This is a genomic window from Streptomyces sp. NBC_01261, from assembly GCF_036226385.1.
In the GTDB taxonomy this organism is placed as follows: domain Bacteria; phylum Actinomycetota; class Actinomycetes; order Streptomycetales; family Streptomycetaceae; genus Streptomyces.
Genome location: NZ_CP108463.1, coordinates 11,528,740 through 11,550,878 on the forward strand (window position 1 = coordinate 11,528,740; position 22,139 = coordinate 11,550,878).

At 67.5% G+C, this 22,139-nt stretch carries 17 protein-coding genes and 1 pseudogene; 12 read left to right on the plus strand and 6 right to left on the minus strand.

Translation table 11 applies throughout. The features are described from left to right. Nucleotides 1-112 precede the first annotated feature (112 nt). The gene (locus OG226_RS51250; protein ID WP_329347186.1) at nt 113-685 is read right to left on the minus strand and encodes a hypothetical protein; all 573 of its coding nucleotides are present in this window, start codon (nt 683-685) and stop codon (nt 113-115) included. 641 nt (nt 686-1,326) lie between these two features. Here OG226_RS51250 and OG226_RS51255 point away from each other — a divergent pair. From OG226_RS51255 to OG226_RS51810, 5 genes and pseudogenes are all read left to right on the plus strand, one after another. Next, a complete protein-coding gene (locus OG226_RS51255) occupies nt 1,327-1,590 on the plus strand; it encodes a helix-turn-helix transcriptional regulator (RefSeq protein ID WP_328674909.1) in 264 nt (87 codons plus the stop codon). 170 nt (nt 1,591-1,760) lie between these two features. After that, nucleotides 1,761-2,633 carry a DUF6083 domain-containing protein gene (locus OG226_RS51260; RefSeq protein ID WP_329347185.1) on the plus strand — a complete coding sequence of 291 codons (873 nt, stop codon included), beginning with the start codon at nt 1,761-1,763 and terminating at the stop codon, nt 2,631-2,633. Beyond that, complete coding sequence (locus OG226_RS51265; RefSeq protein ID WP_329347184.1) at nt 2,630-3,112, plus strand: hypothetical protein; 483 nt, start codon at nt 2,630-2,632, stop codon at nt 3,110-3,112. Before OG226_RS51260 ends, OG226_RS51265 begins: the two co-directional genes overlap by 4 nt. Beyond that, nucleotides 3,109-4,569, plus strand: a complete 1,461-nt coding sequence (locus tag OG226_RS51270; protein ID WP_329347183.1) for a UvrD-helicase domain-containing protein — start codon at nt 3,109-3,111, stop codon at nt 4,567-4,569. Before OG226_RS51265 ends, OG226_RS51270 begins: the two co-directional genes overlap by 4 nt. 197 nt (nt 4,570-4,766) lie before the next feature. Beyond that, nucleotides 4,767-4,877, plus strand: a pseudogene (locus OG226_RS51810) (sporulation protein); the annotation flags it as partial. 299 nt (nt 4,878-5,176) lie between these two features. Here OG226_RS51810 and OG226_RS51275 read toward each other — a convergent pair. Together OG226_RS51275 and OG226_RS51280 are read right to left on the minus strand one after the other, a co-directional pair. Further along, on the minus strand, nt 5,177-5,569 hold the full coding sequence (locus tag OG226_RS51275) for a hypothetical protein (RefSeq protein WP_329347182.1): 393 nt from the start codon (nt 5,567-5,569) through the stop codon (nt 5,177-5,179). Nucleotides 5,570-5,598: 29 nt separating this feature from the next. Next, a complete protein-coding gene (locus tag OG226_RS51280) occupies nt 5,599-6,150 on the minus strand; it encodes a hypothetical protein (RefSeq protein ID WP_329347181.1) in 552 nt (183 codons plus the stop codon). A 299-nt stretch (nt 6,151-6,449) separates the two neighbouring features. Here OG226_RS51280 and OG226_RS51285 point away from each other — a divergent pair, with 299 nt between their 5' ends. After that, the gene (locus OG226_RS51285; RefSeq protein WP_329347180.1) at nt 6,450-6,914 is read left to right on the plus strand and encodes a hypothetical protein; all 465 of its coding nucleotides are present in this window, start codon (nt 6,450-6,452) and stop codon (nt 6,912-6,914) included. Nucleotides 6,915-6,955: 41 nt separating this feature from the next. Further along, on the plus strand, nt 6,956-9,145 hold the full coding sequence (locus OG226_RS51290; protein WP_329347179.1) for a tetratricopeptide repeat protein: 2,190 nt from the start codon (nt 6,956-6,958) through the stop codon (nt 9,143-9,145). Here the strand turns inward: OG226_RS51290 and OG226_RS51295 are convergent. Next, nucleotides 9,124-10,914 carry a helix-turn-helix domain-containing protein gene (locus OG226_RS51295; protein WP_329347178.1) on the minus strand — a complete coding sequence of 597 codons (1,791 nt, stop codon included), beginning with the start codon at nt 10,912-10,914 and terminating at the stop codon, nt 9,124-9,126. The genes OG226_RS51290 and OG226_RS51295 overlap by 22 nt on opposite strands. A 1,216-nt stretch (nt 10,915-12,130) precedes the next feature. Between OG226_RS51295 and OG226_RS51300 the strand changes: the two genes are divergently transcribed. Then, on the plus strand, nt 12,131-12,346 hold the full coding sequence (locus tag OG226_RS51300; protein WP_329347177.1) for a hypothetical protein: 216 nt from the start codon (nt 12,131-12,133) through the stop codon (nt 12,344-12,346). A 299-nt stretch (nt 12,347-12,645) separates the two neighbouring features. On the opposite strand, the gene OG226_RS51305 is transcribed toward OG226_RS51300, so the two are convergent. Together OG226_RS51305 and OG226_RS51310 are read right to left on the minus strand one after the other, a co-directional pair. Continuing rightward, nucleotides 12,646-15,828, minus strand: coding sequence for an SMC family ATPase (locus OG226_RS51305; protein ID WP_329347176.1), 3,183 nt, complete (start codon nt 15,826-15,828; stop codon nt 12,646-12,648). Beyond that, nucleotides 15,825-17,111, minus strand: coding sequence for an exonuclease SbcCD subunit D (locus OG226_RS51310; protein WP_329347175.1), 1,287 nt, complete (start codon nt 17,109-17,111; stop codon nt 15,825-15,827). Before OG226_RS51310 ends, OG226_RS51305 begins: the two co-directional genes overlap by 4 nt. Nucleotides 17,112-17,245: 134 nt before the next feature. Between OG226_RS51310 and OG226_RS51315 the strand changes: the two genes are divergently transcribed. Genes OG226_RS51315 through OG226_RS51330 form a run of 4 tightly spaced genes read left to right on the plus strand, consistent with a single transcriptional unit; the run spans nt 17,246 to nt 22,111 of the window. Further along, nucleotides 17,246-18,106: a hypothetical protein gene (locus tag OG226_RS51315; protein WP_329347174.1), complete on the plus strand. Its 861-nt coding sequence runs from the start codon at nt 17,246-17,248 to the stop codon at nt 18,104-18,106. Between the two features lie 32 nt (nt 18,107-18,138). Continuing rightward, complete coding sequence (locus OG226_RS51320) at nt 18,139-19,272, plus strand: hypothetical protein (protein ID WP_329347173.1); 1,134 nt, start codon at nt 18,139-18,141, stop codon at nt 19,270-19,272. Further along, the gene (locus OG226_RS51325; RefSeq protein ID WP_329347172.1) at nt 19,269-20,783 is read left to right on the plus strand and encodes a hypothetical protein; all 1,515 of its coding nucleotides are present in this window, start codon (nt 19,269-19,271) and stop codon (nt 20,781-20,783) included. The genes OG226_RS51320 and OG226_RS51325 overlap by 4 nt, the downstream gene beginning before the upstream one ends. Beyond that, nucleotides 20,780-22,111, plus strand: coding sequence for an AAA domain-containing protein (locus tag OG226_RS51330; RefSeq protein ID WP_329347171.1), 1,332 nt, complete (start codon nt 20,780-20,782; stop codon nt 22,109-22,111). The genes OG226_RS51325 and OG226_RS51330 overlap by 4 nt, the downstream gene beginning before the upstream one ends. The last annotated feature ends 28 nt before the right edge of the window (nt 22,112-22,139 follow it).

Below are 22,139 nucleotides of genomic sequence, written 5' to 3' on the forward strand. Positions count from 1 at the left end.
GCAGACCGCGACAGTCTAGAAACATGTATGCACGAGAGGAGCGAGATGCTCCTGTCGAGTGATGTCTCATTCTCTCCCGCCGAGCGCGGCACGGCGGGAGAGGGGAGCGCGATCACTGCCGCACATCTGTGCGGCCCACTTCGGCAGGGGACGGAAAGTGCCAGGAGACTTCATCACTCTCCTGGCAGTACTGCCAGGAAGCCAGCATGCGCGCGGCGACCAGCCGGTCGAGGAGTTCCTCGATCTGGTGTGGTGAGTGCCCGCATAGGCGAGCGAGTACTTCCATGTCGGTCCTGCCTCCCTCGTCCGACGTGCAGGAGGCCACGGCCAGGGCAGTCAGTCGCACGGACGGCGGCCACCCGTCAGGCAAAGCCCTTGGGGCGGGGCTCAGTGCCCACTGGGCGGCGCGGGCCCGCGTACGGCGTCCGGCTCGCTGAGCGAGGACCGCGGCGTCGAGTAGTTGGGCCTCCATGTGCGGATGCCCGCCGGCTCTGCAGCTCAGCCAGCCGGCATGCTCCAGCTCTTCCCACAGTTCCCCGCGGCCGCGCAGCCGCATGCCGCGCAGCAGTCCGCCCGGCAGCCGGACATAAGCGCTGGCGTCGGCACGCAGGGCGCACTGCAGAGCAAGCAGGCGGGCGGCGGGGGAGGTGAAGCGGGGCAGCGCGGCACCGAGGTAGGTGAGCATCTCCCGCACCCTTGTGCGCTCACCCGGCCCGTGGAGCGGCCTGGGCGGAGCAGATCGGGCTCGGGACGCCGGGCATCTGGGCCCGGGCCTGAGCGACGTGTCGGGTACGACGGCCGTGTCGCTCATCACCGCGGCACAGGCGGAGCAGGCGTCGGCCAGACGCCAGGTGCGGCCACTGCGATCCCGGGTCAACGCGAGCAGGACCGGTCCGGCGCACCCGCGGTGGCGACGGTGCCAGACACACCCCCGCGCCCGGCACTGGCAGGTCCGCAGGTGCGAGGGCAGTACGTCCGCTCGGGCATGACGAGCCAGGTGTGTCAGCGCGGCGGACCGTGCGGAGGAGGCCGACAGAGGAGTGGCTGCCGCACAGCGGGGATGAGGGCAGGCCAGCAGCGGGCCGCCTGTCTGCGGACGCAGCTCCACGGTCCAGATGCGCCGCACTGGCGCATGCGCCCGGGCAAGCCTCATCGGCTGGTCGTCCTCCCCTCTGTTCCTGCCGCGGTGGTCGGTGCCCGGCTGTTGGAGGCCGGAACGAACGCACGGTAGTGCAGATCTCTGCACTGTGAATGTCACTCCCGCCTCGCCAGATAGTGCAGAGGTCTGCACTGACAGGGCAGGGTCCTGCACCGTCGGATGGTGGAGTGACGATCTTGCCGCCCGACCCCGACCTCACCGCGCTGCGCGTCACGCTGGCGCGCCTGCGGGGCGAACGCGGCTGGACCTTCGACGAACTCGCCGAGCGCAGCGGCCTGGCCCGCCGCACCCTCATCGACCTCGAACACGGCCGCACCACCGGCAGCGTCACCACCTGGCACGCCCTCGCCCACGCCTTCGACGTACCCATCGAGCACCTGCTGGCCCCCCTCTGCGACGACCACACCCCGCCCGGCGCACAAGGCTCCTGACCTGCTGGCGCGCCCTTCACGGACCCCGCCGCAAATCACCCGAACCGGTGAGCAGGTATAGAACACAAGACCGTTAGCCCGCACGCCCGTTCCCTCCGGCTGGGCCGACCGGAGGACATACCGGCCGCCGCGGCACCCCGGGCCGCGTGTCGCCTGGCACGGTCCTCGCCATGTGCCCCACTCCCACCCCCGCCGGCCGCCACTGGGACGGCAGCCCCCGCGTCACCCGCCGCCCCCGACCCCTGCGGGTGGCCGGCACCAGTCCCAGCCGCCTACTACGCGTCGGCCAGAGCCGCTGCTGCCGCCAGTGCGGCAACCGCATCGACCTCTACCAGCGCACCGACCAGCGGCCCATCGCCCTCCACCCGGCCGAACTGGCCGCCGCCGACGTCCCCGAATCCTCCCGCTGGCACCTGAGCGGCGGCATCGCCCACCCGCACGGCGACGGCAGCGCCTGGTGCCGCATCCCGCACACCCTGCTCTGCCCCCGTCGCACCCCCACCTGCAACACCGCCCCGGGCCTCGAAGCGATCCGACGCCAACTCGCCGTCCGCACCCGCCGCATGATCGACACCGGCAACTTCACCCCCGCCCCGGCCACCAGCACACAACCCACCACCGCCACCGATACCGACACCGGTGAACCCGACCGCCCCGTCGTACAGATCCTGCTCTGCCGCTACCTCGCCGAACACCCCCTCAACGATCTCCGCTGCGTAGCCCAAACCCGCCACCGCCACCGCTGCACCCACACCGTCCCTGCCCCCAACGGCCCGACCGGGACCTGGAGACTGCTGCCGGCCACAACACAGCACGGCCAACTCGCCCTCCCCGACGGCCTGATGGCCGTCTACGACCTCGGCAAGCTCCCCTACAGCGAACAACTGCGCTGGCGCGCCCAACGCTGCCCCACACACGCCGCAGCCCCCGGTGCCGCCGAACTCGCCCTGGCCGGATGGCAGCCCTTCGACCCCCTCCTGCACGCGACACACATCCACACCCGACTGCCCCACCCCCAGACCCGCCGACAGGGGAGGGGATGACGATGCCGCACCACGCCCTGGAAATCGTGCTCACCCGCCCCCTGGCCCAGGCCGAACTCCGCGGCGCCGCCCGCGTACTGTCGCTCGCCGCCAACCACGACACCACCCGCCTCATGACCCTCGTCCACGCCAAGACCCCTCACCAGGCCGCCCGCCGACTACGCCACCAGCTCGGGGCACGGCTGCCCATCGACGTGATCACCACGCACTACCCGGACACCGACCACAAGGTGCTCCTCAACATCGACTTACCGGCCGCCACCCACACCGCCCTCACAGCCGAAGCCTGCCGCGCGCACCAGAGCCCCGAGCGCTTCGTGGAACTGGCCCTGCACCGCGCCCTGGCCCAGCACGCCGACCAGGAGACCGACCGCCTCGACCGCGCGGTACGCGAACTCCTGGCCCACACCACCCCCGCGCACCTGCTGTCCGCCGTCGGGCATGCACTCACCCGGCTTCCCGAGAGGCCCACACGATGAAACCGACCGACGAGCAGGTGGCAGCAGCCGACGCCTTCCAGGCCGGCGACCACCTTGCCCTGCAGGCCGGTGCCGGCACTGGCAAGACCACCACCCTCGCTCTCCTCGCCCACGCCACCCGGCGTCGAGGCCGCTATCTCGCCTTCAACCGGCCCGTCGCCCAGGCCGCAGGCGCCCGCTTCCCGAACACCGTCCAGTGCAAGACCGCGCACGCCTTGGCTTACGGGGCCGTCGGCCACCGCTACACCCGCCGCCTGAACGCGCCGCGCCGTCCGGCCTGGCAGACCGGACAGGCCCTCGACATCACCAAAGCCATCCGCATCGGTGACTGCGAGGTGACCCAAAAGGCTCTCTCCAACGCCACGCTGCGCACCGTCACCCGCTTCTGCCACACCGCGGACGAAGCCATCACCCGCCACCACGTGCCCCCACTACGCGGTCTGGAACACACCGACCTGCACGCCCAACTCGCCGCTCACATCGTGCTGTTCGCCCACAAGGCCTGGGCCGACCTGCAGCACCCCTACGACGGCGCGGTCCGCTTCGAGCACGACCACTACCTGAAGATCTGGGCCCTCACCCGGCCGAGAATCGACGCAGACTTCCTGCTCCTCGACGAGGCCCAGGACACCAACCCCGTCGTTGAACAGGTCTTCCTCAGCCAGCGCGACCACGCCCAGCTCGTCATGGTCGGCGATTCTGCCCAGGCCATCTACCACTGGCGCGGCGCCAAAGACGTCATGACCGGCTTCGACGGCACCCAGCTGGCCCTGTCCCAGTCCTTCCGTTTCGGCCCCCTACTCGCCGAGGAGGCCAACCGCTGGCTGCATCTGGCCGACGCCCCCCTCCGCCTGACCGGCACCCCTGACGTGCCCACCGAACTCGGCCCCCTCGCCCGGCCTGACGTGGTGCTGTGCCGTACCAACGTCGGCGCCATGGCCCAGGTCATGGACCTGATGACTGCCGGATGCCGCGTTGCGCTGGTCGAGGTAGGAGACAGCCTGCGCGCCCTGGCCCTGGCCGCCCGCGACCTGAAAGACGGCCGCCGCACCACCCACCCCGAACTGATCCTGTTCCCCTCCTGGGGCGAACTGCAGGACTACGCCGCCCACGACCCCGCCGGCCGAGACCTGCAGCCCCTCGTTGACCTCGTCGACACCCACGGCACCGACGCCATCCTCGCCGCCGTCGCCCGGCTCGTGCCCGAACAGCACGCCCAGGTGACCGTATCGACCGCCCACAAAGCCAAAGGCCGCGAATGGCCCCGCGTGAAGATCGCGGACGATTTCACCCCGCCCAAGAACACCGACCAGCAAGACGCCGAAGGCCGGGCCGTACCCGGACCTATCCATGACACAGACGCCCGCCTCGCCTATGTCGCCGTCACGCGCACCCGCTCCCGACTCGACCTCGGAGGCCTGTCCTGGATCCACGACCATCCACACGGATCGCTATGACGTAGCCACGGCACGATCGGGCGCGACCAGTCCGTCTTCCGCAGAGCAGACACGTCTCGGCAGGCCGCCGCGGGAGTGCGTCGTTGAGCTGGGATGGTGTCCTTGGCCCGGTCAGCAGCGGGGGCTGGCCGCCTCGGTTACTCAGTGCTGGCTGGTGAAGCCAGCTGAAACTGGGGCAGGCCGCTGGCGACATCGCACTCGGCCACCGGTCCGTCGACATCCTCGCCCGCGTCCAGTCCTCCCGAGCCAAGGACTACGTCCGTGAGTTCATCCACCACACCCACACCGAACTCGGCATTTCTGCCTGAACTTGGCCAGCCGGTGTGTGACGTCACTCGATCGATCCGCCATCCGCGGCAACCCGGATGCAGAGATCACCCCGAGGACACCCGATGGGTCTGGGTAGACGTATCCAGATACCGCTTGCGCCACGTCCGAAGGCATAACCCACGCTGAGGCGGACGGCTGATGAGGAAGCCACGTCAAATTGGCGCATGCCCGACGGGGGCAACTCCGGGGCGTATCGCTCCCGATCTGCTGACGCCAGCGTCGTTGCCGACGGGTCTTCCCTGTTTGTCGGGGGATGCAGGTTGCCTAGAACACCGTCTTAGGGTGCAGATGCGGGAACATCGTTGCGCTCGCGGTGTTGGCGGCGGGGGAGCTTTTTGACGCTCCTAACGTCGGTGAGTGCAACGACCAGGGCAGCTGTGGCGGATCCGGCGGCGATGGCGATGACGAGGCTGAGGGCTCCTTGGGTCACGTGGGCAACTTTCGCCACGGCGATGGCCGCCCCGCCGGCAAACGCTCCGCGTGCCGCACCCAGAGTCCGGCGGCGAGAGACAGCAGTTGCCAACCGCGAGCGGCGTGACGGCCTGCGCTGTTCGGCACGCTGCTGGTCCTGTGCGTCCAGACGCGCCATGATCGCGTCGAATCGCTGGTCGAGGTCGTGTTCGTCGCTTGCCAGCCGCCGCTGCAGTGTGTGGTAGTGGCGGTAGAGCATGACTGCGAACCTATTCGTCGTAGTAGTACTCATTGTGCGTTCCTCCCCATTTGCATGAAAAAGGGCTTCAGTACGTCTAGGTTGACTTCTTCCGCAGCCAACTTGGCGAGCCCTTTTGCTTTTTGCACCCTTCTTGTCGAGGCCGCTCCGCCCACTGCCTGAGTCAGACCGTCCATGGTCAAGAGGTGAAGGCATTCAGCTTCCACTGCCCGCCGCTCGGCAAGACTGAGCCGGTCAATGGCCTGGAGCGCCCGACGTACCGGTTCAAGATCTTCAGTCAAGTACGGGTCGAAGACATCTTCGAGTCGGTACGTGGCATATGCGCGTGCGGCTCCACTCTCCCTGAGCGCACTGACGATTCCCTCTGCAGCCTTCCGCAGGTCACAGAAGCCGAATCCTTCGCCCTGCTGGTCGAACACCTGGAAGAACGCCTTGTCGGCGATGTCCAGCGGATCGATGGTCAGCGGCGCGCACTCCAGGAGGAGGAACAGGCGTAGCGGTCCCACATGAAGCTTGTACAGGCGACGCATTACCTCCTGTTGCTCGGCCGTCCTGCCGGCGACGCGCCGTGAACCGATCAAGGAGACCCCTCCTTTCAGAGGCATCCGCAGTCGGTGCCGGCAATCGGAGGCACCGTCACTTCGTGTTGCGGGTACGACAGTAGCGATGCCGGGTCCTTGGCGCGTTTACTTCTCTGCCATCCCACGCTCCTCGACAGTTGCGGCTCTTGGGACATACGCATGTCCAAAGCAGATGATTCAAAAGAAGATTCGATCAACGAAGATTAAGAGTGGCCTGTGCTTCCTTGAGGAATGGTTGTCCTGGTAGGGCAGCCATCTGGCTGCCCTGGTACGCAGAACACTGGTGACGAGGGGGAAACATGAGCATCGACGCGATCGCTGCGCTAGCGGCTGCAGGCGGTACCGCCGTCGTCCAGGCAGCCAGCACCGACACCTGGAACACAGTTAAAACGGCGCTGGCCCGCTTGCTCGCGCGCGGTGACTCCGCCGCCGAAACCGCTGAACTTGAGCGCCTCGACCGCACCCACGCGGCTCTGACGGGAGCTGCTCCCTCCGACCGGAACCGTATGGAAGGTGTCTGGCAGACCCGGCTCGAAGCGTTCTTGAGTGGCATTACCGACGTGGATGCCCGCACCACCGCCGCGCATCAGCTCGCAGCCATCCTCGATACCGTCCACGATGCTCACGGCCCGGTCGCCCATGTCGGGGGAGCAGCGGCCGGCGGCGACATCACTATCCGAGCCGATCACGGTGTGGCTGGCGCTGTCGTTAACGTTGAAGGCGGGGTGAACATCGGCTCCCCTTTACCCCCCCAGCGCCCCTGATGGCGCTTCCGGGTAGTGATCTTCCGCATCAGGCGCGAATCGTGGCGCAGAACGGGGCGCTGGCCGCCGGCCGCATCGATATTCAGCAGACCATCCTGCGTAGCGCCTCCGCCAGCCACCCCCTCACCCTGGCTGCGCCCCTGGGGCTGCGTGACCCTTCACTGCCGCTGCGAGGGAGAGAGGCACTTGTGGACTCCCTTACCCGCGTCCATCTCACCGGTTTGTCAGACGGCCGGGTACACGTCCTGCACGGTCTTAACGGATGCGGGAAGACGGCCATTGCTCTGGAAGCCGCCCACCGCGCGCAGCAGCACCTCGGCGAACGGCTTTCTCTGTGGTGGCTTAGTGCCCGCAGGCCGGAGCCCCTCGAAGAGAGTCTGCGCGCCTTGGCAGGCCGTCTGGGACTGCGCGGCCGTCAGACCCACGCTCACGAACTCGTCGATGTCCTGTGGCAGACGCTCAACCGTTCCCGAACCCCCTGGATGATGATCGTTGACGGTGCCGACGACCCCGCTGTCCTCGACGGCCCCGGACTCTTTGCCGCTGGCACGGGTTGGGCCCGTCCTCACACCTGCCCCTGCGGACTGGTCCTTGTCACCACCAGCGACGGCACCCCCAGTTTTTGGGGCGCCGTCTCCGCACTTCACCCTGTACACCCACTGAGTGATGACGACGCCTCCTGCATTTTGACGGATCATGCCGGCCCCTACGTCGGAACGCACTCCGCCGCCCGCAGTCTTGCTCGACGTCTGGGAGGGCTGCCTCTGGCTCTCAAGCTGGCGGGTGCCTACCTAGCCGAGGTGAATGCCATGCCCCGTGCCTTCCGTGAACCTGGCGCACCCGACGATTTCGCCGCCCTCAGACGAGCCCTGGACGGCCCTCAGGCGGATACCCTCAACCCGGCCCAAGCCATCGCTGGCACCTGGCGTCTCTCGCTCGACCTCCTTCACCACCGTGGCAGCGTCTATGCCCGCCCTCTGCTCGGTCTGCTGTCGGTTTTCGCCGAAGCGCCGATCCCGATTGCTCTGGTGCACCCTGCCACGCTGGCCGGGCACCCGGACTTCCAGGGCATCGACGGAAGGGTTCTGTGGCGCACCCTCAAAGCCCTCTCTGCTCTTCATCTGATCGATATGGCCACCGACACACCCGTCCATGACCCGCACACGACTGCCGGCTCCGAGACGCCTTCCGCACTGAGGGTCCACCCTCTTATCCGTGACGCGAGTCGCCAGATGCACTACTTAGCACTGGCCGTCGAACTCCTGCACCGGGCCTGCGACCTGCAACAAGCCGGACTGCCCGAGGAACCAGAAAACTGGCCGACCTGGCATCTCTTGGCGCCACACTCTCTCTTCCTCATCCGCCAGCAAGAAGCCCTGTCGGAGCTTCCCGGTGCCCTGCAGACAGCGGTTGCGAGAGGCTCGGAGAACGCCGCCCGCTACCTTCTGGCCCGTGGTCTTTTGCGACCCGCTCGCGATGAGTTCTCCCGTCTGCTCAAGTTCCATCGGCACCGGCACAGTCACGACAACGAGGACACCCTCTCCGTACGCCACAACCTTGCCGGCGTCCTGCACGAGCTCGGAGAGCTCGCCCAGGCGGAATCTGCCTACCGGCAGGTGGAACGCGGCTACCGGATCCTGCTGGGCGACCGTCATTCCCACACGCTGACCGCTCGCCACGAACTCGGGCGCGTTCTGCACGATCTGGGGCGCCTCGACGATGCGGAGGTCGAACTCACTGCCGTGGTCGCCCTACGTCGTGACACTCAGGGTGATGAGCATGCCCACACCCTGACCGCCCGCCATGAACTGGCGCGCGTCCTGCACGACTTAGGGCGTCTCGATGACGCGCACACTGAGTACCAGCACGTCCTCGCCTGGCGCCGTACGCATATGGGAGAAGAGCACCCTCGCACCCTGACCGCCCGCCACAACCTCGCGTGCTTAGTCCAGGACCGGGGACAACTGGGCGAGGCGCTGGCCGAGTACGAGCGCATCCACCGCGTCCGACAGCGTGTACTGGGCCCTCAGCACCCTCAGACACTGCACACCGCCTACCGGCTCGGATGCGCGATGCGCGACAGCGGCCAGATGGAACGGGCACATTCTCTGCTCACCGCCGTCCAGCAGGCGATGGCGGACACTCTTGGCCCGCATCACCCCCACAGCCAGCGGGTCGCTGCGGCTGTTGTCTCGTGCACGCCACCCGGTCAGACATCGACCGGCGGATAATCGAGTCCTCCGGTCATGGCTGGTGCATCGGCCGACCCCGATGCGCACAGCTGCACAGCTATGGCCAGCTCGGACAACGTAGCCACAAGGCGCGTTGCACCAGCATCCCGGAGCATGCGGGCCCTGCCGCGGGTGGCCGCGATCCCAATGAAGCTCACCCCGGCTGCGCGCGCAGCCAGCGCGTCCGCCACGGATTCTCCGATGAGGAGCGTTCGTGACCGCGTGCCTCCCAACTGACTGGCTGCGAGGGCGACCGCGTGCGGGTTCGGTTTCATCAGCCGGGGATCACGTGGCCGCCCGTACACTTCCAGGGTCCAAGTGGAGCGCTCCGTCTGTAGCGGAGACAAGAAGGCCTCTACCGCCGATCTGGCATGGTCAGTCACTACAGCCATACGCCACGGCCCTTTGGAGAGCGATTCCAGAAGCTGGACAACCCCAGGCAGAGGTACCGCACGCCGTGCTGCTTCCAGTTCGTAACCCGCCACTATCTCGTCCAGCTCACGGATTTGCTGGGCCGACCCCTGATCGACTACTGACCGGAGTAGGGCGACCGGGTCTGCAGGCGTTGCAGGGCTGGTGAACAGTTGTAGGTTGTGAGCTGCCTGCGCAATGTGACTCGTAATGGCACGGCCGTCACTGGTGAACAGGCGGCACAGGACTCCATCGAAACTGAACAGAATCGTCTCCGCCTCTGTGAACCGCTGTTGCAGCTGGGTCGTCAGCTCTGACCGGCCCGACAGCAATGACTGCTCGTAGGCTTCGTTCTCTTTTTGTATCCACGGATACTGCAGGTCGTACCATGACTTGAAGGATATGAAGTGCCGCTGTCCCTCCGCTGTAATGCCGACTGTCCGCTCGTCTTTTCCGGCAGCCTCTGCGAACGCGCCGATCTCCTGAGCAGCGGATGGACTGCAAAGCAGAGTCGGATTGGAAGATTTTCGGGACTGCCGCAGGTGAAGTTTCGCCAGCAGATGCCACGATTCTGCTGAGAGCTGAGAGCGGAAAAAAACATCCAGACGTTGCGCAAGGACGGTTTCCGCGTTGGCTAAGACTCGGTTTTCGGCGTTCATTCGCCGACTGGCGCGCGCCTGCTCTTCATGAGTTGTGCCATAGTGGGCGGTCGCCTTTTCGATCATGGCACGCCTGTGTGTCTCCCTGAGAGTGGAGATCTCATGCCCGAGAATCTTCGAAACGGCCAGTGCATGGCGACCTAGATGGGCACTTATTTGGCGGACGAGAGTCTCGTCGGCCTGGGGCATATTCAAGTTTCCGGGTCTCACGAAATTTTGCACCAGCTCGTATATTAGTGCAGAAATCTCTGTTATTCTGGAATGGTAGAGGGGCTCATTGGAGAGAGCGTTCTCCACGTCCTGCACCAGAACATTCATCATGGCAGCCAGGCGGGGAGTGACGCCATGGCAGTCTTGCCCTGTGAGTCCTGTGGACTCGATACGCCGGTAGACGTGTGGCTTTATTCTTAGTTCTTTGCACACGTCTGCAATGCGGAGACCGCTGGCGCGGCGTAATGAAGCCAGTGTCCATTCAGGCATCAGGGACTGGTCGGCCAGATCGAGAGGTGGAACTCCTAGTGCGGACGCCAGGTCCTTGATCCGGGGAGGCTCGGGAACCCGCAGGTCGTTCTCATAAGCGAGGATCTGGGACTTGCTGGTCCCGCTGAGACGGGCAAGCTCCTCGGCCGTCATCCCGCGGCCGGCGCGGGCGGCGATGCGCGCCTCCCGCAGTCGTCGGCCGCTGAACATCTGTGCCATGCCCCGCCCCACAACGTCCCCTCTCGCCGACGAGGTCCATTTTATATCCGCCGGACGGGTCACGTCAGAGGGAACTTCCCTCTGACGGATGCTTCTGACCAGGAGGGCCGTGCAAGCTGTATGGGTACCCTCTTCAATGCGGCAGCTGCGGCTGGCGGTATAGACCTGCGCAGAGCGGAAGCGACCTGCCGAGCGACGTGGAACCCCGCATCATCTTTTGAGTCTGTGACACGGGGCCCCACGTCAGGTGATCCACGTCAGGTGATCACTCCAGCACTGTTGTTCCCCCGTTGCAGCGGGGGCAGCGCCTAGAGCTGATCTCCGTCCTTGGGATCCGGAGGATCTCGGACAGACATGGCACCTCCCTCCGGTTGACGGCGGGCCGGGCCACACCGCAGAAGCGGTGTGGCCCGGCCCGCCGTCAACCGGTTTCAGCTGACAATACTCTGTCGTCACTCAGCCCCGTTTATGCCCACCCCTGTCGCGAAGAGCAGCGATAAGTAAGGCGTGGAGACGCCTATCTTTCGGTGGCGATCTTGAGACCGAACTGCCACCTTCTTTACTCTCGGTGCGCGTGCGCAGTGCCTCTTGCTACGTTCCGTGAGAGGGAGTGGGGGCGCAGGGGGCTCGCAAAGGGGCGTGCGTTGTGTGATGCGCCCCCGGAGTCCGCCTGCGCTTCGTGCGGCTGATTCGAATCGCTCCGGGAAGATCCCGGAGGAAGGCTGGCGCCAGCGTGTTGTGACGTTGGTGCCAGATGGGGATCCATGGAAGATCTTGTGGGATCTTGGTTGAAATTTCCGTTTCTGGAGAGAGTGGAGTCTCCGTTGGTGGAGTCTCAGAGACTCCACCAACGTTGAGCGGAGAGCTTCCACCGTAAAATAAGACGGACTTGCTGGGTGGCAGCGAGAGATCCGATCGACCTTCCGTCCGCATAATGGCCAAGCCGATAGCGCATTGTGTGAGGCTGGCGAGAATCTGTCCGTGTAGCTCGCTCTTTCGAAAGCGGAAAATTGAACTGTGCCACATTTGATCAGCGCCCCTGAGGGAAGCCTGAATGGTTGAGGTATTTAATCTCGCCGACGAATAATGCGAGTCCATTGCCTCAATGTGGTGTCGGAAGTCATGGGTGATCTGCGGAATCGAGCCCGTGCGCGCCTGTCGGAATTCAAACTCGTGTGCTTGAGTAGTAGCGGGTGGTGCACTGGGTGTGGGGGGAATGGGCCAAGCCTGTTTCAATGAAGTAGCAGTCATCGAATGCATTACCAGGAACTGCTATGTCGAAGTCGACGAAGGTGACCATCGCATCGGTGGAGACGGCCGTGCCGTTCGGACCGGGATCGTGACGGCAGATCGCAAGATGCTGACCGGCGAGGCGATTGCCGAAGGGCAGTCGCCTCGTGCATCGCTGGCGGCAGCAGTCTGGCAGCGTTGACATGGCCGTCAATTCCCTCTGGAAATGTGTAAGTACCCCGTTCAAGGGGGTAGTTGAGAACATTGAGCGCGACAGTGCCGGATCCTGGATAGCGCGATGCACCCGTGGACCCCTGGACTGCGAAGGTGGCAGAGGAGTTTCACAACTAAGGAGGAGGAACCGGTTGCAGGCCGTCGGGCCGTGTCGCGGACTTTGACGATACTTGGGTGAGACGACCGCCGGTCAACGCCTCTTCTTTCCCCAGCCTCCATCCCGTATGGTTCCGATGCTGTGCCGCCCGGCAGGTATGGGATGCGTACTCATGTGGGGTCTGTGAGATTGTGCAGGTCGTCGCGGACGAGGCGGTCGCGTTCGGGAGCGGTGAGCCAGCGTGCCTGGGAGCCGCGGTGGTCCTTTTCGACCCACAGCACGTCGTGCACCGTCTCGGCGACCGGACGCAGGTGGCTGATCACGGCCAGCAGTGTGTCGCTGCCGACGTGTGCGCGCAGGACCTGCAGGGCGCTGTCCAGGGTGGCGGAGTCCAGGGTGCCGAAACCTTCGTCGAGGAAGAGGCTTTCCATGCGCGTGCCGCTTCGGCCGTGCATCTCCATCAGCGCGAGGGAGAGGGCGAGCGAAGCCTGGAAGGTTTCCCCGCCGGAGAGCGTGCGTGAGCTGCGGCGGGTGTGGCTGGTGAGGCTGACGATGTCGAAGTCGTCGGCGAAACCCAGCCGTCCGCCGGAGAGTTGCTGCAGCAGCTCACTGCCGTGCGAGAGCAGAGCACGGGTGCGCAGGTCGGTGAGGTGGCCGAGGAACTTCCCGTCCGTCATGTGGGTGCTCACAGTCTGCCAGGCAGCCAGCTGGCGTTCGCCCGCGGCCAGAGCGTCTGCCAGTCGTTCCTTGTGGGGGATCTGAGACTCAGCCTTCTCCGCATCATCAAGGGCGTGCTCGGCTTCGCTGCGCAGTGTGCCGGCCTGGCTGCTCAGGCCGTCCAGGAGGGTGGGGTCCAGGGGATCCGTCTCATCGGTCATCTGCAGCATCGGGATGCCGGGGTAGGAGGCCGCCACCTCTTGGGCATGCGCGGCAAGCCGTGCGGTCAGCTCCGCCATGGCCGCGCGCGCCGCGGTGTCGTGTCCGTCCAGTGCCGCTAGCAGCAGGGCACTGGCGTTTTCCAGGGTTGTGGCGTGCTCCTCTGCGGCTGCAGGGTTGTTCGCCGTGGCCGAGGGTGGCAGTACGGGGCGTTCGGACTCCTCGACCAGCGCTGCTGCCCTGCTGATGCTGTCCGCCCAGCGCTGCAGCCGTACTTCGAGCTGGTGCAGGGGGTCGGCGACCTCGTACTGCTGGCGTTCGGCCAGTTCGCTCCGGTCGGTAAGCAGCTCCTGCACGCGTGTACGCAGTTGTTCTTGTCGTTCGGCCAGATTCTTCTGGCGGCTCTGTTCGCGTTGCACCGCCTCGGCCGTAGCTGCCAGGTGGTCGGCCGTGGGGAGTTGGGGAGGCCGGGGCAGCGCGACCTGTACGGGCTCGGGCACTGCGGACAGGCTTGCCAACAGGCTGCGCTGCTCGTTCGCCAGGCGCTCGGTCCGTTTTCCGGCCTGCTCGCGGGCCTTGCCTGAGGCCTGTGTGTCTTTTTCCAGCGAGATGTGCTCCGCGCCCAGCTGGGCTTCTGCCCGTGACAGCTCACTCCTGCTGGCGTCGGCCGCTTCCTGCAGCTGAACGACGCGACTGCGGGCGACCTGCAGGAGGTTAGCCGTCAGGACCTCCCGCTCGATGGCCGTCGGCTGTGTGCCGTCGGCCATGCGGGCAAGAGCTGTCGCGACCGTGGCTTCCAACTCCTCGGCGTACACCGCCGGTTGGGGGTGCTCCGTGCACGAGGCGAGTTTCAGCGCCTGCTCACGCACCGCAGGAAGGGACGCTCCGAACTGAGCGGCGGCTTCCTCGACCTGCTGCTCGTGTTCCTGCAGGGCCTGCTGAAGCCCTTCAGCCTCGTGCGCGTGGCGGGCGTGTTCCTGCTCGGCGCTGCTCAGCGCGGCGGAGGCCTTCTTCGCCGTGGTCGCGGCCTGGGCCAGAGCTTCGCCGTTCTGCGGCTGTGGCGGCTGGTAGTCCTCGGGCAGCGGCCGGGCGCAGACGGTGCAGCCGTCCCCGGGGCCCAGCCCACTGCCCGCCGTGTGTGCGGCCTCCCGGCGCCGGATGCCGTCCAGCACGCCCTGCGCCTCGGCCGCCGCGGTCCGCGCCTTCTCAGGGTCGCTGCCGGGAGGAGCCTGCATGAGGGCGCTGAGCTTGCTGCTGATGGTGGTGCGGTTGGCGCGCTGCTGGGCCAGCACGCCGGTCGCTTCGCCGGCGTGCCGGACGGCAGTCGTCAGTGCCTGCAGCACCTCGTCGGCAGCAGCAGCATCCGCGTCAGTGTCCTGCGCCTGCCCACGCAGCTCGACGATGTCTTTCTCGGCGTTCTCCAGTTCGTCGGCGCGCCGGGCCAGGACTTCTTCCTCGTTCGTGAGCTCGGCCAGGAACTGGGCGTGTGCCGCTTGTCCTTCCGCGAGGGCGCTGAGCCTGCCGGGCATGTCCCTGAGGACCTGGGCGGCTGCCGCAAGGGTGTCGGGGGCCAGGCCCGCTGCGACGGCCTTCTCCTGCTCGGCAGCTACAGCCGTGAGGCCGTCCTGGACGGCGCTCTCGGCTGCGGCGTTGGCCTCGTGCAACTGCAGTAGTTCGTCCTGGGCCTGCCGGACAGCGGCCGTGGTGCGGCCGTAGTCGGTCACGCGCCGCTCGGTGAGTTCGGCAGCGGCCTTCACACTGAGGCGGGCGTGCTGCGACGTCTGTGCGGCCTCGGTCTGCAGCCGACGCAGTTCGGCCAGCCGGTCGTTGAGGTCTGTGGCGCCGAGGGCGGCTCGTTCGTGCCGTTCCCGGTCCGCCTGGGCCTGCACGCCCGGGTCGGTGAGCAGCCGGGCGTCTTCCTGCCGGGCCTGGCTGATGAGGTCTTTGATCCGGCCGACGGCTCCGTCGGCGAGCTGGCGTACCCGCTGCAGTTCGTCGACGCCGAAGAGGGACTTCAGGATGCGGGCACGCTCGGCGTCGCGCGCGTTGAGCAGGTCGCCGAAGCGTCCTTGCGGGACCAGGACGGAGGATTTGAAGGTGATGTAGTCGATTCCCAGGAGCACCCGGATGACTGCGTCGACGGCTCGTGTGCCGTCGGTGTGCCTGCCGTCCGGGTCCGTCAACCGTGCCTGGGTGCCGCGGGTGGCGTGGAAGACGCGGTGCACCCGCCATTCCCGGCCGTCCACGCGGAACGCGAGGTCGACGGTCATGGCCTGGCAGTCGTCGGAGCGCAGCTGGGCGACCTGGTCGGTGAAGGAACACCTGCCGTACAGGGCGACGCTGATGGCTTCCAGGATGCTGGTCTTTCCCGCGCCGGTGTCGCCGAGGATGCCGACGAGGGTCTTGCCGGTGAAGTCGATCTCGCAGGTGCCGGGGTAGCTGCGGACCCCTGAGAAGGTCAGGCGGACGATCTTCATGGGGTCGTCTCCGTTCCGCTGTGTGCGGCACTGGTCCAGGGGGCGGCGATGGCTTGGGCGAGCAGATGCTCGGCGGGGGAGTGAGGCAGCACGGTGTCGGGGGTGTTCAGCAGGTCGGCGAAGGCGGCCACGACCTCGTCGGCGTGCTGCCCGGGGGTGCCGGTATCGGAGAGATAGGCGCTGAACGCGGCGGTGACGTCGAGTTGCCCGTCGCCGGCCGCGTCGGAGCCCGTCAGGACGGTGGCCCGGGTGGCCGCGCACTCTTCATCGACGTCCACCAGGACGGCGTCCGGCACCAGTTCGGCGACCCGCTCCCCGAGCCGGGGAATCGGGTCGTCGCTGTGGATGAGCACCTTGAGGTAGGCGTCGGTGTACTGGGCTGCTGCGGCGCCGAGTTCATCGAGGGTGCCGCGGAAGTGGGCCAGGCGCCGTCCGGAGTGCAGCGTGTGCGGAGTGGTGAGAGTGCGCCGGCCGGGGCTTGCCTCGATGACGGTGACGCTCTTGGTCTCCTCGCTCTCGCCGAAATCCATCTGCAGGGGGCTGCCGGCGTAGCCGGCCAAGCGCCGCCCGATGCCGACAGGCTGGGGTTTGTGAATGTGCCCCAGCGCGCAGTAGGCGACCTGCGGCAGGGCGTCGGCGGCGGTGGCGTAGGGCTCGCGCACCTCCCACATCCGCTCACTGTTCGCGGGCTCGGCGCCGGCCACGTACTGGTGGGCGGTGAACAGCAGCACGTCACGGCCGGCGTCGTAGCCGTCGCTGAGCCGGGTGAACAGCTGCTCCTGCAGATCGCGCAGACCGGTCGCATAGGCGCCTGCGGTGGTCCCGAAACCTGGGAACAGGTGCAGGTAGCGGTTGGGATGCACATATGGCAGAGCGGCCAGACGGATGCGCTCGTGTCCGTCTCGGCTGCCGAAGTCGAGCACGGTACCCGGTTCCGTGTCGCCCCGGCTGTGCACGAAGTGCAGGCGGCCCTGGTGGGCTTCCGGCCGCAGCGTGCACACGTAGCCCAGCAGGTCGAAGAGTTCGGGGGAGTCGTGGTTGCCGCCCAGCACCACGGTGGGCGCGATGCACGCGAGGCTGTCGAGGCAGCGCATCGCGCGCAGGATGTCCTTGTGCGCGGGCCGGTAGGTGTCGAACAGGTCGCCGCTGTGCACGATCAGATCCGGCTGCACCGTCTCGGCTATGGCGATGATCTCGGCCAGGACGGCGTCGAACTCTGCGTCCCGGGAGCGGCGCCCCAGAGTACGGCCCAGATGCCAGTCGGATGTGTGCAGGGCTTTCATGAACGGCTCTCCTCGGTAAGGCAGGACTGCCCGATTGCCTGATGCGCAGCGGCAGTTGGCGGAGTGCCGACGACTCTACAACAGCAATCACAGGAGAAAACTGGAAAACCTTGGAATGCGGTAGAGTGGTTGCCATGCACGAGCACCTGGACGCACTCGAACAACGCATGCAACAGCTGCAGCAGGCCATGCGGCGCGCCCAACTGGCCCGTGACAGCGAGCAGATCCAACAGCTCCGTGAAGACCTGCGGCGTACCCAGCGCGCCTGGGACGCCCTCTTCGAGCAGGCCGAAGAGGGCGAGGAGAGCAACGCTTTTGACGGTGGCGAGAACAGCGCTCCGGCGCAGGAGACTCCCGCAGAGCCGCAAACCCTGCTGCCCGCACGTGAACAGGTCCACCAGGTCCTGACCCTGCTCGCCGTGCCCGCCGCCCCCAAACTCATCAGCACCGTCCATGAAGCCTTCTTCGCCGGCGGACTGGCCCCCTCCCGGCTGACCAGCCTGCGCCGTGACGAAGAACGCTCCTACCGCAGCGCCCCCGGCGCCCGCCCCTACTACCTGTGCCCGGCGCTCACCTCCGACCTGCTCTCACCTGCGCGCGGCCTGCTCACCGTCAGCACCTGGTCCCTGGAACAGCGCATCGTCGGCCCGCTCAGCGCCCGCGTCCACTTCCTCACCAGCGCCCTGAACATCGCGGACGCCGCCGAACGCCTCGATGCGGCCACCCTGCCGCTGCCCGTCCGCCAACTCCTCGTGCGCTACGCCCAGAACATCCCCGGCGCCCAGCCCCCCATAGCGCACCCAGGCCCGGCCGGAGCACCCCTCGACCTGGCCCTGCTGCGCCGTGCCGCCGAGGACGAACTCACCCTCCACACCGCCAGCGACACCACCACCCGCACCCAGGCCGCCGCCCGGGCCCGCAGCCAACTCGACGCCGCGGCACTGCTGTTCGGAGGATCCTTCCAGTCCGCCCGCCGCCTGCGCTCCGTCCCCTGACCGCCTGCGCCCTGTCCCCGCAAGGAAGATCTGTGAGTCAGCTCAACGACCGGCTCGCCGCGCTGCGCGGCCCCGTCTCCGCCAAAGGGCACGACGCCCGCACGCTCGCGGCCCTGACCGCCAACCCCGGCTGCAACCGCCGGGCCCTGCTCGACGCCGCCGGTATCGACAAGGACGCCATCGCCGTCCATCTGGGCAAACCCCGCCCGCTCGCCAAGTCCTCCCTTGCTCTCAGGAGCGGAGCCACCTTCGAACAACAGGTCAAGGCCGACGGCTGCGCCGAACTGCTGCGCCTGCTGCGTGATGTCCTGAATCTGCCGCTGCCCGAAGCCGCCCACACCGACCTCGCGGTGGTCGGCACCCAGGATGCCTCCCCCCAAGTGCGCTACATCCACACCCGCAATGCCGTCCTGGAAGCGCTCCGTTCCACGAGCCCCGCCCGTACGCTGCTGGACCACCCCATCCTGCAGCTGACCGTCGCCGGCCACCCGGTCTACCTCGAGCCCGACGTCGTCGCCTTCCAGATCGACGGCGTGTTCCACATCATCGAGATCAAGTCCTTCGCCGTCGTCGACCAGCAGGCAAGCGGAACGAAAGTGGCCGCCGCCGTCACCCAGGCCGCCGCCTACGTCCTCGCCCTGCGCGAACTCCTCGCAAAAGAAGGCATCGACGGCGACAGAGTCGCCCACGACGTCATCCTCGTCACGCCCCGCAACTTCACCCGCCGCCCCACCGCCAGCGTGGTCGATGCCCGCAAGAAGATCGCCGCTCTCACCCGGCAACTCAACCGGCTCACCCGCGTCGAGCCGCTCCTCGACGCACTACCGGCCCGCATCACGTTCGACCTCGCCCTCGATCAGGACAAGCGGCCCACCCGCGACCCCAAAGAACTCACCGCCGCCCTGCAAGCCACCACCACCCGCTACACCCCTGCCTGCCGTCATTTCTGCGACCTGGCCTACGTCTGCCGAAGCGAAGCCCGCGATGACGGATCGATCGACGTCCTGGGCAGCGACATCAGCGACGACCTCGGCGGCATCGACCACATCGGCACCGCCCTGCGCCTCGCCGACAACACCCGCACCCCCGCCGCCGACCAGGCCGACCTGGCCGCCGCCCTCCGGCACGCCCACGCCGTCCGCACCCAACTGCGGGAGTCCGCATGAGCCGACTGTCCACCCTGCTGCGCCTTGAGGCAGCCGAGACCGAAACAGTGCAGGACGCCAGCATGGTCGGCCACTTCCACCTTGCCGAGCAGCCACTGATCTTCCTGCCGCTCAACCGCTCCGGTACCGAAGCAACCTTGCTGGCCGTCATGTTCGGCAACGAACCGAGCCGCCCCCAGCTCCTGATCGCACCGCCCCATGGGCGGCCCACCGCGTTCCTGGAAGAACTGGCCGGCCACATCCTCACCTACATCGAAGGCTTCCAGAACACCGAACACCTGCCCGCGAAAGGCAAGAAGCCTGGCCGCGAGCGTCACACCCACGCCCCCCAACTCCTGGTCGCCAACCGCAGGTCCCTTCCCTACGTCGGGCGGCTGGGCCGCGCCCTGCGCTTCACCGAACCGCCCGAAGACAGCGACCCAGCCCGCAGTGTCGGCCGCCTCGGCCAGTGGCTCACCTTCTTCGCCGACCACGCCGAACACCCCGGCTCCGCCCTCCTGCTCGCCCTGACCGACCTGCTCGCCATCCGCTGGATCACGGGCCAGAGCCGCCTGGAGGACGAGCATCTTGCCTCCCTCCTGGCCTGGATCGACCCACCCCCCGGCACCACAGGCCTGCGCGCCGCACTCGATGCCGAAAACCCCCAAGTCCCCGGCCCCGACGGCCAACTGCACCGGCCCGCCGGCCCGGCCACCGACCCCTCCTTCGACAGCCTCGAGCTCGACCCCCTGCTGACGGCCTACGACAACGCCGCCAAAGAAGGCAACACCGCCGCGATGATGAGGCTCACCGACCGGCTGCACACCCTCCTGCACAACTACCTCAAGCCGACCTGGGACGACGCCTGGCACGCCCTCGGCCTGCTACGCAACCTGCCCCAGACCCACGACGCGCAGCGCCGCTGGGCCGCCGACCGCGACCGCTTCACCGCCTACACCACCTACCTCGCGGCCGACGGACGCCCCCAGCCCATCAAGGACGATCCCGTCTCCGCCGCCCGCCGGCTCGCCCGCATGGAACTGGCCCAAGGAGCCTTCGACGCCCACCGCGCTTTGGAGGACCCCTACTTCATGGCCGAGCGGCGCACCACCGGAGAAGCCGTCGCCGGCACCGTCACCGAGGTCGACGCCCACCACACCGTCCCCGGCGCCCGAAGCCCCAAACTGCGCCCGCGCCTGACCCTGCACACCACCGACCCGGTACGCCTGGACATCGGGCACCTGCTCGCCGGACCCCACAACCCGCGCGTGCACATGGCCGTGCGTGCCATCACCCCTCAAGGCCAGGGCACGGATCTCCTGCTCGAAGTGAAGACGCTCACCGGAACCGTGAACAAGCCCAGGACCGACTCCGTCCCCGCCGTCGGCGATCTGCTCGAGCTGACCTTCGCCCCCGAGTTCTTCAGCCGGCCACCGTTCCCCAGCCGGGAGAACACTCCCTGGACCCACGGCGGCCCCCAGCACAACCACCCAGCCGCCGTCCTGGAGGAGACCGAGGAGCCCCAGCCGTGACCCAGCCACCGATCCCGCCCACGGAACTGGCCAGCCAAGCGGTCACCGCCGTCCTGACCGCACTGACCGGCACCACCACGCGGCCCCTCGTCGTCGACTCGCCCCCAGGCGCAGGAAAATCCACCCTGGTCGTGAGCGCAGCCCGTGCCCTTGCCGACGCCGGCGAACAGTGCATCATCATCGCCCAGACCAACCACCAGGTCGACGACCTCCTCGTCAGCCTCGCCGACCCAGAAGCACCCCGGCTGCGCCTGGGACGCCTCGCCGGGCACAACTACGAGGCACCCGAAGAAGTCCTGGCCCTGACCGACACCATCATCAGCAAAGACATCAAAGACGCCCTCGCCTGCGACGTGATCATCGCAACCGCCATGAAATGGGCGTACGTAGAGGGCCCCCGCTGGAAGTGGGCCATCATCGACGAGGCCTACCAGATGCGCTCCGACGCCCTCCTGCTGATCGCCAAGCTCTTCGACCGGGCCCTCCTCGTCGGCGACCCCGGGCAACTCGACCCGTTCTCCATCGTCAGCACCCCCCGGTGGACCGGACTGCCCCACGACCCCCTCAACAACGCCGTCACCGTCCTGACGAACCACAACGACACCAGCACCCACACCCTGCCCGTCTCCTGGCGGCTTCCCGCCTCAGCAGCCGGCATCGTCTCCCGGGCCTTCTACCCCTTCACCCCCTTCCAGCCCGCCACAACCCCCGCCACCCGCGCCCTCACCTTCACCATCGACGCCTTGCACACCCCCTTCGACCCAACTGTCGAGGAAGCCGCACGCACCGGCTGGGCCCTGCACGAACTCCCGCCCCGCCACACCGCACGCATCGACGCCGAAGCCGCCCACGCCACCGTCGCCCTGGCCTCCCGCCTCCTGGAGCGCGGAATCGAGGCCGTCTGCGAGAAATACCCCATGGGCCGGCGCCTGCAGCCCGCCGACATCGCCATCGGCACCGCTCACCGGGAACAGGCCCGTCACATCCAGCAACTCCTCAACCGCAGCCCCCACACCCGAGGAGTGCGTGCCGACACCGCCAACCGCCTGCAGGGCCGCGAGTTCGCCGTCACCATCGTCCTGCACCCCCTCTCCGGCCGCCGCGACGCCTCCGCCTTCCACCTCGAAGCCGGCCGCCTGTGCGTGTTGGCCTCACGCCACCGTCACGCCTGCATCATGGTCGCCCGCGCCGGCATCGCCGACCTCCTCGACCGCCACCCCTCCAATGAGCCCGTCGCCCTCGGCGTCCCCGCCAAGTTCCCCGACGGCTGGGAAGCCCACCAGCACATCCTCGACCACCTCTCCCAGCACCGCGTCCCCGCCGCCTGACCACCCCGCACCGGAAGCCGCATCCTGC

What these genes read in the sequence shown, in the direction of transcription:
- OG226_RS51250 (WP_329347186.1), bottom strand. Translation starts at nt 685, where the DNA reads ATGCTCACCTACCTCGGTGCCGCGCTGCCCCGCTTCACCTCCCCCGCC.
- OG226_RS51260 (WP_329347185.1), top strand. Translation starts at nt 1,761, where the DNA reads ATGTGCCCCACTCCCACCCCCGCCGGCCGCCACTGGGACGGCAGCCCC.
- OG226_RS51265 (WP_329347184.1), top strand. Translation starts at nt 2,630, where the DNA reads ATGACGATGCCGCACCACGCCCTGGAAATCGTGCTCACCCGCCCCCTG.
- OG226_RS51270 (WP_329347183.1), top strand. Translation starts at nt 3,109, where the DNA reads ATGAAACCGACCGACGAGCAGGTGGCAGCAGCCGACGCCTTCCAGGCC.
- OG226_RS51275 (WP_329347182.1), bottom strand. Translation starts at nt 5,569, where the DNA reads ATGCTCTACCGCCACTACCACACACTGCAGCGGCGGCTGGCAAGCGAC.
- OG226_RS51285 (WP_329347180.1), top strand. Translation starts at nt 6,450, where the DNA reads ATGAGCATCGACGCGATCGCTGCGCTAGCGGCTGCAGGCGGTACCGCC.
- OG226_RS51295 (WP_329347178.1), bottom strand. Translation starts at nt 10,914, where the DNA reads ATGGCACAGATGTTCAGCGGCCGACGACTGCGGGAGGCGCGCATCGCC.
- OG226_RS51300 (WP_329347177.1), top strand. Translation starts at nt 12,131, where the DNA reads ATGGGCCAAGCCTGTTTCAATGAAGTAGCAGTCATCGAATGCATTACC.
- OG226_RS51305 (WP_329347176.1), bottom strand. Translation starts at nt 15,828, where the DNA reads ATGAAGATCGTCCGCCTGACCTTCTCAGGGGTCCGCAGCTACCCCGGC.
- OG226_RS51310 (WP_329347175.1), bottom strand. Translation starts at nt 17,111, where the DNA reads ATGAAAGCCCTGCACACATCCGACTGGCATCTGGGCCGTACTCTGGGG.
- OG226_RS51315 (WP_329347174.1), top strand. Translation starts at nt 17,246, where the DNA reads ATGCACGAGCACCTGGACGCACTCGAACAACGCATGCAACAGCTGCAG.
- OG226_RS51325 (WP_329347172.1), top strand. Translation starts at nt 19,269, where the DNA reads ATGAGCCGACTGTCCACCCTGCTGCGCCTTGAGGCAGCCGAGACCGAA.